7 protein-coding genes are annotated in these 15,643 nt (G+C 53.4%); 6 read left to right on the top strand and 1 reads right to left on the bottom strand.

The annotated features are described in order from the left end of the window. Positions 1–109 precede the first annotated feature (109 nt). The 6 genes from CYPRO_RS15320 (at position 110) to CYPRO_RS15295 (ending at position 14,227) form a co-directional block, all read left to right on the top strand. On the top strand, positions 110–868 hold the full coding sequence (locus CYPRO_RS15320) for a uroporphyrinogen-III synthase (RefSeq protein ID WP_114985450.1): 759 nt from the start codon (positions 110–112) through the stop codon (positions 866–868). Between the two features lie 345 nt (positions 869–1,213). Next, positions 1,214–6,913: an Ig-like domain-containing protein gene (locus CYPRO_RS15315; protein ID WP_114985449.1), complete on the top strand. Its 5,700-nt coding sequence runs from the start codon at positions 1,214–1,216 to the stop codon at positions 6,911–6,913. A 601-nt stretch (positions 6,914–7,514) separates the two neighbouring features. Beyond that, positions 7,515–7,760, top strand: coding sequence for a hypothetical protein (locus CYPRO_RS15310; RefSeq protein ID WP_124245642.1), 246 nt, complete (start codon positions 7,515–7,517; stop codon positions 7,758–7,760). Then, positions 7,757–8,161 (top strand): type II toxin-antitoxin system tRNA(fMet)-specific endonuclease VapC, encoded by a 405-nt coding sequence (vapC, locus tag CYPRO_RS15305; RefSeq protein WP_114985447.1) that lies wholly within the window; start codon positions 7,757–7,759, stop codon positions 8,159–8,161. The genes CYPRO_RS15310 and vapC overlap by 4 nt, the downstream gene beginning before the upstream one ends. A 357-nt stretch (positions 8,162–8,518) precedes the next feature. Continuing rightward, entirely contained in the window at positions 8,519–9,082 is a 564-nt protein-coding gene (locus CYPRO_RS15300; protein ID WP_114985446.1) for a hypothetical protein, read from the top strand. 90 nt (positions 9,083–9,172) lie between these two features. Next, complete coding sequence (locus tag CYPRO_RS15295; protein ID WP_114985445.1) at positions 9,173–14,227, top strand: Ig-like domain-containing protein; 5,055 nt, start codon at positions 9,173–9,175, stop codon at positions 14,225–14,227. 792 nt (positions 14,228–15,019) lie between these two features. Here the strand turns inward: CYPRO_RS15295 and CYPRO_RS15290 are convergent. Continuing rightward, a complete protein-coding gene (locus CYPRO_RS15290; protein WP_124245641.1) occupies positions 15,020–15,559 on the bottom strand; it encodes a hypothetical protein in 540 nt (179 codons plus the stop codon). Positions 15,560–15,643: the final 84 nt, after the last annotated feature.

Here is a 15,643-nt window from a genome sequence, read left to right as displayed (position 1 = left end):
ACACAACTGTTTTTGGGGAAGCCCGCCCTTTAGCCGTACTTTAAATTCCTGCCCTGCCCTGCCCTGACCGGCACATACCGCAACCCTCAAAACTTTACTTATTCCACCGATGGACGCTTCCCGCACTGTTTTGCTCACCGGAAACCTCACCTACATCGCGCCCTTTGCCAGGGCCGTGTACGAAGCAGGCCTCAATCCGCTCGAACTCCCGGTCATGCAGCTGACCAAAACCGCGGAGCCGGCCGACCTCACCTACGCGCTCAAAACCCACGCCATCGAAAACATGGTCCACAGCCGCGAAGGCAATGCCGAGAAATTTCTCGCGCTCATGGATGAAGAAAACGAGTCCATCCTCAAATCTCAGGTCGTACATTTCGTGATGGATGTGCGCAGTTTTCGCCTCCTCGACGGCGCCGGACTTCCCGTGCTGCAATCCCCCGGCGACCGCAGTATTGATATGGTCGAATTCTTCCTGCGCCTCAACCGCACGGGTCCCGTTCTCACCCCCTGCGTAGATCCGGAGTCCGAAGAAATCCCCGAATTCCTCGCCGAGCTTAAATACGAATCGCGCTACCTCCGCATGTACGAGATCGCGCCCTTCCCGAAGCAGGAACTCGACGACATCCGCCGGAAATTCTACGATGGCAGCTATCCCGCCGAATACGTCCTCCTGCACGAGCCGGGCACCCTCACCCAATTTCTGGTCGCCTTCCCCGACGCGCAGCTCGACCGCTACACCTTCATCCCCCTGCACCGCAAAACCGAAGCCCGCCTGCAGCACCTCGGCCTCCGCACCACCGCCCTCCTGCCCTGGCACCCCGACAAACCCGAACGCCTCACCCAAGCCCTGCAAAACCTCACAGGCTAACCCGCATTCGCCTGTTCGCGGTTTTTTTTTGGGTAAAACTTCGTGAACATCAGGAGTTTGGGCGACAGACTCCGGGTCCCCAAGCCTAAGATGAATGCGTTGCTTTTTGGATTCTGCGCAGCTAAAAAATGCCCGCGCCCAACCAACATCGCTTTCTGTTTTCTTTACGCAAAGCCATCAGACACAAGCGGAACAGCGCGGGGCAGCCATGCTGTTCTGACGCGATATATATAAGGGAACTTTTTCTTCACTTTTTTTTAACAAAGGTAGGTACCCGGGAAACCTTTGGTGTTAATTGTATGATTGCTCCGCTAACTATACCTGTTCCAACAACTTAAAATCTATATGAAAACAGCTTTAATGTATGTCGCACCGCCTGGCAGACGGCTTTTGTTTGCCGCGCTCTTTTGTGCACTGTTTGTTATGGGAGCCCTGCCCCTGAAGGCTCAAAACGGACTGACCGTTGACCCGGCCAGTCTCGAAATCACCCTGCCCGGCAATGCCTCCGGGCCGGTAAATTTCACCCTTACCAACAACACCGCAGAGCCGCTCAGCTTCCTTTTTCCGGGATACGAGAGCAGCGGGCGCCCCGCTTTGCTGCGCGGGGATGTAAGCGCCCTTTCCTCTACCTTCACCGCTGCCATCAGTGAAGAACAGCGGCAGCAACGCCAAACCCTGCAAAGCTGGCTGAGCGGTGAGCTGACTTCCCCCACGCCCGCTCAGCAGCAGCTTATTGCCGGCTTTGAAGCAGAAGCCGCGGATCGAACAGTCCCAAATGAAGGCAGTGAACCTCATGCAGGCACCCAAGGCTATCCCGTTACTTTTGAACAACTTGCCCTGGGTGGATTTCAGTTTGTGCTGTATTCCGAAATACCGGTTTCCGGCAACTGGACGGGCTACAGTGCCGATTTTGTCCTGGATGTTGGCAACGCGCTAACCTGGAGCAACGATTTTGCCATTCTGTTTACCGACGGCCCGGATTTCGAAACAGCTACCGTCATGTATCAGCTGGGTGGCAACAGCATTTCGCTCAATCCGCAGCTGGGACACATACAGTGGGGAATGGGCTTTGGAAACAATCCGGTCATCGAGCAGATCACGTTTGATTCGCCGCTTGAGCTTGATGAGCTGTACGTTTGGATAGGCAACGCCTGGAATGACGACGGGCAGTGGAGCGGCGAAGTGGTGCTCGAAGGCCTCGACGCACAGCCCATGTTCATCTCCGCGGTGAGCCCGGCTTCCGGCGTTCTCGCCCCGGGTGAGAGTGCAGGCATTGAAGCACAGTTTGCCTCAGGAGATCGCCTTGCCGGTACCTACGAAGACACCCTCACAATGCTCACCGGCGACAGCGCAACCGAAACCGAAATTCCCGCCATCCTGACCGTTGAAGGCAACCCGGCTGCAACCGTCACGCCCGACGCGCTTGATTTCGGGGATGTGTTTGTCTCAGACACCCGCACCCTCAGCTTCACCCTCACGAACACCGGCATAGATGTGCTCACTGCCGCCGATTTCTCCGTCGACAACCCGGCATTCACGACCGAAGTCAGCGCCCTGGAAATTGCGCCCTCCACAGCTGCGCAGGTCTCCGTAAGCTTCACCGCAGCTGCCGCCGGTGCTCAAAGCGGCACCCTCAGCCTTACGACCAACGACCCGGAAAATCCGATCATAGATGTAGCATTAAGCGCAAATGGCGTAAACACCCCGCTTATCGGCTTCAACCCTGATGTCCTGACCACAGCCCTGAATGCAGGCGAAACAGGTACGGCTTCCTTCTTTATCGAAAATACGGGTGAAGGCGAGCTCACCTTCAGCATGCCCGCTTTTGACAGCGCGCAGCGGCTTGTTCGCGGTCCCGGCGACGTCTTTGCTAACCGCAATTTCACTTCTGCGCTTTCCCCCGCTTACCTCGACGCCCGCGCCATGCTTCATGCCCGGGAAAGCGGCCTCATCAGCGAGCTGCCTGAAGCCACGCAGCGTATTCTTGACGCCGCACAAGCTGATTTCACAAATGATCAGTTCACGGCAGCAGAACCTCAGAACGACGTTCCGGCCGAAGATACCTTCCTGATCACCATGGAAGATTTCAGTCCGGCACCGCTCTCCTTCTCACGGGTATCCGGTGAGCTGACCGGTGACCTCATTTCTGTTTTTGCTGATTTTGTGATGACCGAAAGCAGCGGTGCAACCTTTGCCAGCGACCTCACCTTGTTGTTCGCGAATACGGCCAACCCGGATTTCAGCAACCCGGATGATTTCATCTTCCAGCTGGGCGGTACGGATTTTTTTGCAGCGAACCGCTTTGGCTGGCAGACTGGCTCCAGCAGTCAGCCTGGTACCCCGGTTTTCGTGAACATCTTTACACCTGAGCCATTCCCGATGGAATCCGTTTATCTGTTCATCGGTCACGGGTTTGGAAGTGGTGGTCAGGCCGTCTGGAATGGTACCATCGAACTTGCGTCATTTACGACCGCAACCCCCGATTTCATCACTGCGGTCAGTCCGGCTTCAGGTACGGTTCCCTCCGGCGGTGCTGCGGAAATTCTACTCGACCTCTCTGCGGAAGAACTTGTAGCCGGCACCTTTTCCGGTTTCCTCACCATCAACAGCAACGATCCGCTCAGCGGCACATCAGCCTATGAAATCATGCTGAGCGTTGACGGCACCCCCTCCGCAGCCGTGAGCAGCACAGAAGTTGATTTCGGGACGGTCTTTGAAGGGGATGAAGCCACCGCCGCTTTTACGGTTATGAACACTGGTACCGGATTTCTTGAGCTCAGTGATTTTGTCCTGGAAGGTACCGGCTTCGGGCTCACCTTAGAGAGCGCGCAAATTGATCCGTTCGGCATGCTTGCAGTGGAAGTCAGCTTCAGCTCGTCCGAGCTTGGTCCCAATCTGGGCACCCTCAGCTTTGCAACCAACGACCCCGAGAACCCCGCCTTTGAAATAGCGCTCACCACCGAAGTTGCGGCGCGTCCGCTTGCAGCCGTTAGCCCGCTCAGTTTTGAGCTGGGCCTCGACGCCGGCGACAGCACGACGGTGAGCCTTGAGATTGAAAACAGCGGCAGCGGTCCGCTGGATTTCAGCTTCCCGCGCTTTCAGGCAGCGGAGCGTTCTGCAGCCCAGAATCGCGCTATGCTCGCGGGTGAAGCTTCGGAGCTATCCCGTACAAGCTTCCCGCCCGCACAGCTACTTACGAAAGAAAATCAGTCCTTTATCCGTGACCGTATGCTGGTTGCTGAAGCGGCAGCCGGTCGCCTGAGTCCGCTTCATGAGGAAGCCCTTGCACAGGCGCAGCAGCGTTTTGCCGAAGACGAAAACAGCACGCAGCTGACTTCCGCACCGGATGGCTTTCTGATTGAAATGGATGGTTTCTTTGCTGAAGGCGGCGATTTCACCCTGATTGGCGAAGCGGTAAGCGGCACCCTCGAGCAAGTTATTGCAGATTTTGTGCTTGATGAATCAAGCGGCGTAACCTGGGCGAGCGACCTTGCGGTCCTGATCACAAGCACACCCGAGCTGCCTGTTGCACATGGCGGCGACATCTTGCTGCAGGTCGGCGGCACGCTCAGCTATGCACCCTTCGACCGCCGCTTCAGCTGGAATGCCGGAAACTCATCTACGCCCGGCACCGCTGTTCAGACCGCAATTTCCTTCCCCGAACCCTTTGCGTTTGAAGACGTGTACATCTGGGTCGGAAACGCCTGGCTGTCACATGACTTCGGTGTTTGGTCCGGTGAAATTGTGCTGGGCGGACTCGGCAATTCCGCTGCGTTCTTTACCGGCGCAAGCGAAGCAAGCGGCACCCTCGCGCCGGGCAGCAGCACGACGGTTGCCCTGGAAGTCTCCACCCTTGAGCTGATCGCCGGCACTTACACCGACGCACTCCTGTTGCTGACCAACGATCCCCTCAACCCGCAGTTCACCATAGAAGGCGAGCTCACTGTTGCGGGTCAGCCCGATCTGGCCGCTGAAAGTCCGGAGCTCGATTTTGGGACCGTCTTCAACGGCACAAGCCGCGAACTTGCCGTCGTGCTCACGAACACGGGCACCGATGTTGTGGAAATCAGCGGCATTGACATAAGCGGGGAAGGCTTCTCGACCGAAGCAACCGGCTTCAGCCTTGCCGCCGGAAACAGCGCTGCCGTAAGCGTTACCTTCGACGCCACAACAAGCGGCAGCTTCACCGGTGAATTAATTGTAGAGAGCAACGCGGTTTCGGGTGATGTCCTCGTGGCGCTCAGCGCGGTGGCAAGCGAGCCCGGTATCCTTACCGTAGATACCACACCCCTTGATTTCGAACTGCCCCAAAACGAGATGACGACTTCCACAATCACGCTGTCCAACACCGGCGATGCGGATCTCGAATACAGCCTGCTTTCGCTTCAAATGCCTGACGGCAGCGAGCGTCCGGTTCAGCTTGGTGGATTCGGGGAAGTGAGCGCCGCAGAGTCAGCCAACCGCTCCGTGTTGCATCTGAATGAGCTGATTCAGGCGCGTCAGGGCTTTGCCCGCACAGCGCAGCAGCGTCCGGCTTCATCTGGCAACGCAGCGCTGATGAACACCCTGGAAGTGATCTGGGAGCAGGCACCATCACAGTCCGAAGCCATTGTAAGTACCGATTTTTCCAACGGAACCGGGGTCTACTCCGCAGATGATTTCCACATTCAGGGCGCGGCCCTTGTGCAGCGGATCAGCGCGGAAGGTTCCACCATAGGCCACAGCCTGCGCCTTGATGAAGTTGCAACCGGCGCCCGCTTCTTCATCTACAATGATGACAACGGTCGCCCGGCAGGCCATCCCGCGGGCGGCGGCGAAGCCCCGGTATTCAGCTTTACCGGCGATTTCGGCACACCCGGCCTTGGCGTGCTTGAGCCCGATCAGGAAGACCCGAATTTCACCACCTCCCGCCTGATGCTCGATCTCGTTGACGCGGTGGGCGAACCCTTACTTCTCGGCGAAGGCCGGTACTGGCTGATTGTAGCTCCGGTCATCCCCAATGGAGATCCGCTCTGGTATCAGCTGGTCAGCAATCAGGGCGAAGGAGATGCCCAAATTATTGACCCCAGTGATTTCTTCAGTTTTGGAATAACGGACTGGACCGACATCAATAATTACGTGAATCCATCCTCGGCCAACCTGAACTTCAGGATTGAAGGTGCCATGATTAACTTCCTCGCGGCAAATCCAACGCAGGGCGTGATCGCCCCCGATGCTTCGCAGGAAGTCACCCTGATGGTTGATGCGACCGACCTCGAGCCGGGTGCGTACGCCGTAACGCTTCGTATCAGCACTAACTCCCCGCTTACGCCCCTGACCGAGATTCCGGTCACCCTCACCGTTACCGAAAGCGAAAGCGGGCTGCGCTGGGCCAACCTTGCCGATCCCAGCTTCGCCGAAATAGCTCAGGGGGAGAACTTCCACATTCACGGTCAGGTGCAGGCGATGGATGAAAATCTTGATCTCCACGATGCGCCCATCCAAATGTGGGTCGGCTTCCACACCGAAAACATGCACCCCGGTTTCTGGGAAGAGCAGGTGTGGATTGAAGGCAGCTTCAACCAAATGCACGACGATCGCGCTGAATTTGTAGCGCTCGCAGGCAGCCACCTGCCGGAAGGCGAATACTACTTCGCGACCCGCTTCCGGTTGGAAAACCACAGCTTCGTGTATGGCGGCTATCATGAGCTGGGCGGCGGGTTCTGGAATGAGCTGTTCCACGTATCAGGACAGCTGATTGTCACACAGCCGACCTCCACCGAACCCGAAACCGACCTGCCGCTTGCCTTCGAGCTGCGTCAGAACTACCCGAACCCGTTCAACCCCACTACGCAAATCAGCTTCGCCCTGCCCGAAGCCGCGGATGTACGCCTTGAAGTTTTCAACCTCCTCGGTCAGCGCGTGGAGCAACTGGTGAACGGCCGCATAAGCGCAGGCACGCACACCGTCACCTTAGATGCCTCCCGCCTCTCCAGCGGTGTGTACATCTACCGCATTGCAGCCGGCGATATGGTCCAAACCCGCAAAATGATGCTGGTGAAATAAGCTTCAAAAAAAATCCGGAACCCCGCTGTAATGGCGGGATGACCGGATCAGAATCTTCGGCCGGTTCAGGGGCAATTTACCGGCCGGAACCACGCAGGAACCTGAACGCAAGTTTGGGTTCCTGTTTTGGTTTTAGGGGGGAGGGGGTTAAGCCTGAATAATATGGAGAAGGGTATTAATACGGAACATCCCAATCCTACGGACATAGCCAAAAGCCATAGTTCTGATTTCATTTCTGAGCTGCGTAAGAAGATTGAGTTTCGCTGAAATTGGTCTAATTTGAAGAATTGAAAAGGTTGAAGTCGTAACGGTAATTCTTCATATGACTTCGGAAAAGGCAAGCTATAGAAGTCATTGGGTGTCAATTTCGGAACTTAATGCGTATCCGAGCATAGCATAAATGGATAATTCTTTACGTATATGATTTTGGGGGCTATATTGTGTGTAGCTTAATAAGTGGTTAAAGAGCCACTCGGGTCGCAACCCCTCCATTGGCAAAAATTCTTTAAGACCATATTTTTCATTAAATTGTATAAGCGTTTGAAAAGCGATTCGTTTATTGAAATGAGATCATCATCGAGCTTTAACTATGAGGAATGGCATGAACACTACAGATGTAAATACAAAACTTATTGATAGTTACTTGTCTCTTATGAAAAATATGAGCGTTAGTAACAAGCTTGACCTTATTTCTAAGCTTACAAAAACAGTAAAAATAGATATTGAGCAAGAACAACCTGATTTTTATAAATCTTTCGGAGGTTGGGATAAGAATGAAAGTGCCGAAGAATTGATCAGTTCCATCAAACAAGCAAGATCTTTTAACAGAAAAATTGATGAGTTTTGAATCAATATCTTCTGGATACGAATATCTGTGTTTACTTCATTAAAGGGCTTTATGATCTTAAAGCAAAGTTTCAGGAAGTAGGCCCTGAAAACTGTTTTATTTCAGAAATTACATTGGCTGAATTAAAATTTGGGGTAGCAAAAAGTCAGGCTAAACAGAAAAATAATAGAGCGTTGGAAAACTTTTTGACCGGCATTCAAATATTGCCAATTTATCCGGCATTGGACATATATGCATCGGAAAAAGCTCGTCTGCAAAAGTCTGGTAAAATAATTGATGATTTTGATCTACTGATTGGAGCTACAGCTGTTTCATTTGGCTTGATTATGGTCACGAACAACACAAATCATTTCAATCGGATCACAGCGTTAAAATTAGAAGACTGGACTATTCAGATTTAACAACCATTCGCTCTAAATACCCTGAGCATGAGTTTTCAGCTTCAACGCAGCCAGCGGGGAAATTTCGCTGCGCGGGAATCGCTTCGCTCGGTGCCCAGTCTTTACACCATACTAAAATCTGGGCCGCCAGTGTCTTTCGCTAAGCCAAATTTAAACTTACATTCAGCAAGTAAATTCTGTTTAATTGTCAATAATGCGGGTTGGTGGGCATAACACTTTATTTGGCTTTACCTTGCGACAATGCGCCAAAAGAAAAATATAAATGCCTGAATTTCTGTGTAGTCCGCCTGATTGAAGTGTTATAAGGTTGATTGCTCCGATACAATACCACCTTCACACGCAATTTTGAGTTGACCTATGAAAAAAATGATAATGTATGATGCCCCAGCCTGTTTTAGATTCCCCTTGCTGGTTCTAATTCTGGTTTTAACGCTTGGAGCACAGCCGCTAACTGCGCAGCAAGGCCTTACGATTGATCCGCCGGTGCTTGAAGCGGATCTCCTTCCTAACAGTAGTACATTGGTGGATTTTACGCTCACCAACAACAGTAATGAAGCTGTGAGCTTCCTTTTTCCTGGTTTTGAGTCGGACGAGCGTCCGGCCTTGTTGCGCGGGTCCGTTGCCGCGCTTTCAAATGCTTTCCTGGCACAGTTGCCAAATCAGCCCGGGGCAGAGAACCTTGCACAGCGTGAAATACTGGCGCGCTGGGTGGCAGGCGAACTTCCCAACCCCAATGCTGCAGAACAGCGGATAATTGAAGATTTCGAATCGCGACAAAACACGGGTGCTTCGGGGACTTCGATGCAGTCGGAAGGCCCGGTTTTCCCGATTACGTTCGAAAATGCCGCATTCGATGGGCTGGAGTTTGTCCTTTATTCCGAGACGCCGGTTTCCGGAAGCTGGACCGGCTACAGTGCCTAAATTGCCATCGTTCAGCCTTTTCCCCTCCTGTGGAGTGACGACCTCGTTGTTTTCTTTACAACAGAACCGGAGCTTAACGAAGAAACCGTAGTGATACAGCTTGGCGGAAACAACTCGGATATTTTCAGCGGTATTGAGCGCATTGACTGGCAGACCGGCGGCCCTTCATCGGGCGTGCTGGAACAGGTAACCTTCGATACACCGCTTCAGCTTGACGGGCTGTATGTATGGCTGGGCAATTCATGGGTTTCAGCCGGCGCATGGACGGGTGAAATCCTCCTGGAAGGCATTCAGGGAACAGTGGATTTCATCACAGAAGTCAGCCCGGCCTCCGGCTCCCTTACCCCGGGAGAGAGCATTAATGTGAGTGCCTTGTTTGAATCGGGAAGCCGGTTTGCGGGCGCCTATGAAGATACACTTACGCTTCTTAGCTCTTCCGGTGATACGGATATTCCGGTTATTCTTCATGTTGAAGGCAGTCCGACCGCTACGGTCAACCCGGAAGTCCTTGATTTTGGAGAAGTGTTCGACGGCTTTTCGAAAACCCTGGCTTTCAATATCATCAACACCGGCAATGACACGCTGGTAACGGACACGTTTTTTATTGACAATCTCGATTTTTCTGCCTCCGCTGAAGTCTTCGAAATCTTGCCATCAGGCTCTGTAACCGTAGAAGTGACTTTTGAAGCTACGGCGATCGGAGTTTCAAACGGGACGCTGACGTTCGGTACCAATGATACCGAAAACCCGACGGTTTCGCTCAATCTCCTCGGAGAAGCCATAGGCACGCCGGAAATCGGACTCAACCCCGAACTCCTGAATCTGAATCTCGAATCCGGTGACTCGAAAACAGCGACTTTTGAAGTTGAAAACAAGGGTGAAGGCGTGCTCGACTTTTTGTTGTTACTCCCGGCAGGTAACGAGATACAGCTGCGCGGAGACGCAGGGGCAGTTCAGTGCACGCCCGCTTCCGTCCGGCCTTCTTCAGCTTATCTGAATGCCCGCAATATGCTTTTCGCACAGGAGCAGGGGTTGATTGAAGCCCTGCCCGCCGCTGCAGCGGAAGTCCTTGAGCCGGTTACTTACGGCTCAAACGAGTTTGCGATGACGGATGCCCAACCCTCTCAAACCGAACTTCAGGCAACCAATCAGTTTCAGGTTATCCTCGATGACTTCAGTCCGGATCCTGGTGCTTTTGTGCTGTCATCTACGGCCCTCAGCGGTGCGCTTACGCAGATTTCCGGCGATTTTATCATGACCGAAAACAACAGCACTACCGCCGCGCGCGACCTCACAGTACTCCTCGCAACTACCCCTGAACCGGATTTTAACAATCCAGATGACTTTCTGTTTCAACTTGGTGGTTCGGATCAGATTGCGGATAATGGAACACAGTGGGTAGGCGGTACGAGCACTGAACCCGGTACCGTGGTGTCGTCCACCTTCTTCACGGGCGGTCCGATTTCCCTCGAGGACATTTACATTTTTGTAGGGCACGGCTTTGCGTCCGGCGGACCCGCGGTTTGGGAGGGGACCATTACGATTTCGGGTTTAAGTTCGACAGCTCCGCCCTTCATCACCGGTGCAGAACCCGGTTTTGGCAGCATAGCCGGAGGAGAGGCTCTCGAAATCGAACTCGGCATTTCGGCTGAAAACATCCCGGCGGGAACCTATCAGTGGCTGATGCAGATCATCAGCAACGATCCGGTTACGCCGAATAAATTATTCCCCATAACCCTGTTTGTGGACGGCACGCCTGAATTTTTGATTGGCCTGAATATCCTCAATTTCGGCAATGTCTCAGAGGGGCTGGAAGCCACCCGCTCATTCACGGTGCTGAACACAGGTACTGCGCCGCTGGTGCTTAGCAACTTCGAAATCACAAACCCGGCCTTCTCGGTCGGAGTGGAGACGCTGGTGCTCGACCCCATGATTCCCAAAAACATCGAAGTGAGCTTCAGCTCCGGTGAGCTTGGGCCGAAGGAAGGCTCCTTAACCTTCGATACCAACGATCCTATTCGTCCGGATCATGAAATCACGCTCCTGGCAAACGTGACCGAGCGTCCGGTTGCATCGGTTAGTCCGCTTGACTTTGCGTTTTCCCTGGAAGCGGGTGAGACCACCACAGCCACCCTCGAAATCGGTAACAGTGGAAACGGTCTGCTTGAATTCAGCTTCCCCCGGTTTGAGGTGGAAGAACGCGGACTGAACCGCACCAAAGTTTCCGGTTCGGCCTCTGAGTTCCTGCGCACGCAGTTCACCGCAGATGCTGCGCTGGATGAAGAGAGTCTGAGCATTTACCGCGACCGCATGCTGATAGCTGAAGCTGAAGCCGGTCGGCTTGATGCAAGTCATCACGAAGCTCTCGTGCAGGCGATGCAGCGTTTTGAGGAAACCGCAGAAACCACACAGCCCGCCAGCTCCGTAGATGGCTTCCTGATTGAAATGGATAGCTTTCTCGCCTTTGGCCGCGAATTCACCATGGTCGGTGAAGCCGTAAGCGGCACCATGGATGTGATTACGGCTGACTTCATCCTCGAGGAGTCAACCAACAACACCTCGGCCAGCGACCTTGTTGTCCTGATTACCTCAACCCCCGAACTCAATTTCGCGAACGCCAACAACATCCTGTTTCAGGTGGGCGGCGCATTGCCGTTCGTGCCGAATCCTGACCGGTTTTTCTGGTCAACCGGAGGTTCAGATGAGCCCGGAACAGCCGTTCAAAGAACGATAGTGCTGAACAATCCCTATGAATTTGAGGAGGTTTACGTCTGGATCGGCAACGGCTGGGTCAACAACTCTCTCGGTGTTTGGAGCGGCGAAATCACGCTTGGCGGACTCATTGAACAGGCGCCGTTTTTCACAGCGGCTACACCCTTCAGCGGTACGGTGGCAGCCGGTGAAACACAAACCGTGAGTCTGGATGTCTCTACCTTCGACCTGAATGCCGGAAGTTATGATGACAAGCTGATGCTGGTGACCAATGATCCTGAAAACACGGCGTTCGTGATCGAAGGATCGCTCACCATAGCCGGCGAACCCAAGCTTGTTGCGGAAGATTCGGTGCTGGATTTTGGAAACGTGTTTAACGGGGACAGCCGCACCCGAAACGTGGTCGTGACCAATACCGGCAGCGACCGGGTTGAGGTAAGCGGTGTTGCGGTAACGGGTGAGGGCTTTTCATCCGAGGCCGGAAGCTTCGGCCTGCAGCCGGGTGTCAGCGCAGCGGTAAGCGTACGTTTTGATGCGACAAGCTCCGGCGATTTCACCGGTGAGCTGGTGATAGAAAGCAATTCCGTTTCAGGGGATGTCGTCGTAAGCCTGAGCGCAACTGCGAGCGAGCCGGGTGCCCTTGAGGTGGATACAAGCCCGCTGACATTTGAACTGCCCCAAAATGAAATGACGACCTCCTCCATCACCCTGTCCAACACCGGTGATGCAGATCTAGAATTCAGCCTCCTTTCGCTGCAAATGCCGGATGGCAGTGAGCGTCCGCTTCGCTCAAAAAATGAGCGTACCGGAACCGGTAGCGAAGCTAAACCGAACAGCGGCGTGCTTGTGCTTAATGATATGGTGCAGGCCCGTCAGCGATTTGCACATCAGGCTTTGTCGCAAATGGGAACAGCCGGTCAGGCACAGCTTATGGACGAGCGGGAAATTATCTGGGAACAAACGCCGGATGATTTTCAGGGAATCATCAGCAGCCGTTTTGCAAACACCGGTACCGGCGTGTACTCGTCGGATGACTTCTTCATTCAAGGTGCAGCCATGATAGAGCGGATCTCCGTGGTGGGCTTCAGCCTTTCCGGACTTCGGATTGATCAGATAGCAAGTGGTTTCGAATTTTATATCTACAATGATGCTGATGGACAGCCCGCGGGCAGTCCGGATGCCGGTGGCGAAGAGCCGGTATTTGTTTTCAGCGGTGACTTTACCACACCGGGAATCTTTATCGAAGATCTGAACGAAGATGAGCTTGGGGCCCGGGTTTCACGGGTCGGGCTGGACATTGCCGAAGCGACGGGCGAACGCCTGCCGCTGGGGGATGGCCGCTACTGGCTGGTCGTGGCGGTGCAGGTAGATGACTTTGGCTCAAGCGCGGGCCTGTGGTTTCAGTTCGTAAGCCCGCAGGGTGAAGACGACGCTTTGCTGATAGACGCCATTGATTTCTTTGAAGGAGGCTTCACTAACTGGAGCTCGCTTTTGGATGCAGGGATTTTGCTTCCAGGTGAGGCCAACCTGAACTTCCTGTTGGAAGGGGTTATGGAAAACTTCCTTTCTGCAAACCCAACGCAGGGCGTTATTGCCCCCGATGCTTCGATGGAAATCACGCTCATGGTCGATGCCACTGGTCTCGAGCCGGGCAGTTACACGGTAAGCCTGCGGATCAGCACCAACTCTCCGCTTACGCCGCTTGCAGAAATACCGGTCACCCTCACCGTAACCGAGAGCGAAAGCGGTCTGCGCTGGGCGAATCTCGAGGGACCGGGCTTCATCGAAATCGAACAGGGCGAAAACTTCGAAATACACGGCCTTGCGGAAGCGATGGATGAAAATCTTGATCTTCACGATGCGCCCATCCAAATGTGGGCGGGCTTCCATACCGAAAATGTGCACCCCGGTTTCTGGGATGATGAGGTGTGGATAGAAGGAAGTTTTGTACAGATGAACGACGAACGCGCGGCTTTTGTGGTCAGCGCCGGTAGAGATCTACCGGAAGGCGAATACTACTTCGCGACCCGCTTCCGGCTGGAAAACCACAGCTTCGTGTACGGCGGGTATCATGAGCTGGGCGGCGGGTTCTGGAATGAGCTGTTCCACGTATCAGGACAGCTGATCGTAACACAGCCGACTTCCACCGAACCCGAAACAGACCTGCCGCTTGCCTTCGGGCTGCGTCAGAACTACCCGAACCCGTTCAACCCCACCACGCAAATCACCTTCGCCCTGCCCGAAGCCGCGGACGTCCGCCTTGAAGTCTTCAACCTACTCGGTCAGCGCGTGGAGCAACTTGTGAACGGCCGCATAAGCGCAGGCACGCACACCGTCACCTTCGATGCCTCCCGCCTCTCCAGCGGCGTGTACATCTACCGCATCGTAGCCGGCGAAATGGTCCAAACCCGCAAGATGATGCTGGTGAAATAAGCCCCCGGTATTTACCCGGAACCCCTTCACCAAAGAAGGAAACCCGGAACAGCCTATTCGGCCGGTTCAGGGGCAATTTATCGGCCGAAGAACAAACAGGAACCCGAACGCAAGTTTGGGTTCCTGTTTTGGTTTTTGGGGGGAGAACCCCGTGCACATCACTGTGCGCAGTGCCGGTTCCTGAAATCCCAAACCAGCGGAGAAGCCCGTGCTTTTTGGCGCCTGATTCCTGCACAAGCAGGGCTATCCTCAGGAGGAGAGCGACCCCTTCAATAAACCCGTCGCGGCAGACCGCGCCGTTTGACCCGGGGGGACCATGTCATCCTGAGCGAAGCGCAGCGAAGTCGAAGGATCCGGTATCTTATACAAGGAGATCCTTCGGGTCATGTTCGGGTCACGTTCGGGGCACGTTCGGGTCAGCCCTGGGGTTGTCCGCCTGATTTGCAAACAAAACCCGAAGAAGCATCAAACCTGACTCAAAGTCCTTGATATAAAGACAAGGCTGTCGCCCCTCCGCAATAAGAGCGTAACTTATGTTCCGCGCATTTTGGGATAGTATGGTTGGTTCCACAGTTGCGTCTTACTGCGACTTAGATTAGGTCAATTAACATTTCAAGTGCATGATTCCGGATTAAGCAAAAAAGTGTGTGTGGGGCTTCACACGTTATCGCGATGTATGGTAGCTTTTCCGGGTATGTCATGAAAGCTTTCCCTGTTGGCATGGCCATTACCGCTAAGTGCTTAAATGGAAACAAAGAGGACGGGTTGAAACTTCATGCGCTTAAACTAATATCAATTACTGCTGTCAGGCAAAACCATGCCGGGGTAATTTTTTAAGCCGGTAAGAATTCCACTTGATTGGAACCCCGATGCAACATCGAAACCTTGGGTGTTAATTATCCTATATCGGTCTTCTGTTAGGACAAAATCAGGATCATCCGGGCTTTTGGGGATCATAAGGTAAACATTAAAGAAAAAATCGTTTGCACGATAGTGGTAAATATAATAGCGGTTTCCAATATTGTTCCATTTTGACTCTGGATATATTGAATGTATGTAGGTACATAACTCAACATCGGTAGCATTGGACTGCGAAAGAGGCCGTAGATTGGCCACATCCGCTTCGGTGATTGGGATTTCCAGCATGGTATTCAGGGCGTCAATCCTAAGCTCGCTCGTCAGGCTTTCGTACAGCGCCGCCTGTACAGTTTTATTCTCGTTGAAACAGCTTTGGATGTCGTAGTTGTAGTCCAACTGTTGGACGTTGGCAAAAACTGCCATATGTAATGTAAGAAACCTTTGCAAAACCTCTACGCGGCAAATATGGGACATAAATTATTAATATTATTACATATAGGCTTGTAAATTCACCTACTTATTAGTATTTTATATTAGGTTATAGTATTGATAATACTA

The sequence above is a fragment of the Cyclonatronum proteinivorum genome, from assembly GCF_003353065.1.
Classification (GTDB): Bacteria; Bacteroidota; Rhodothermia; order Balneolales; family Cyclonatronaceae; genus Cyclonatronum; species Cyclonatronum proteinivorum.
The sequence above is the reverse complement of the archived record's forward strand: the minus strand, read 5'-3'. Positions and strand labels throughout refer to the sequence as shown.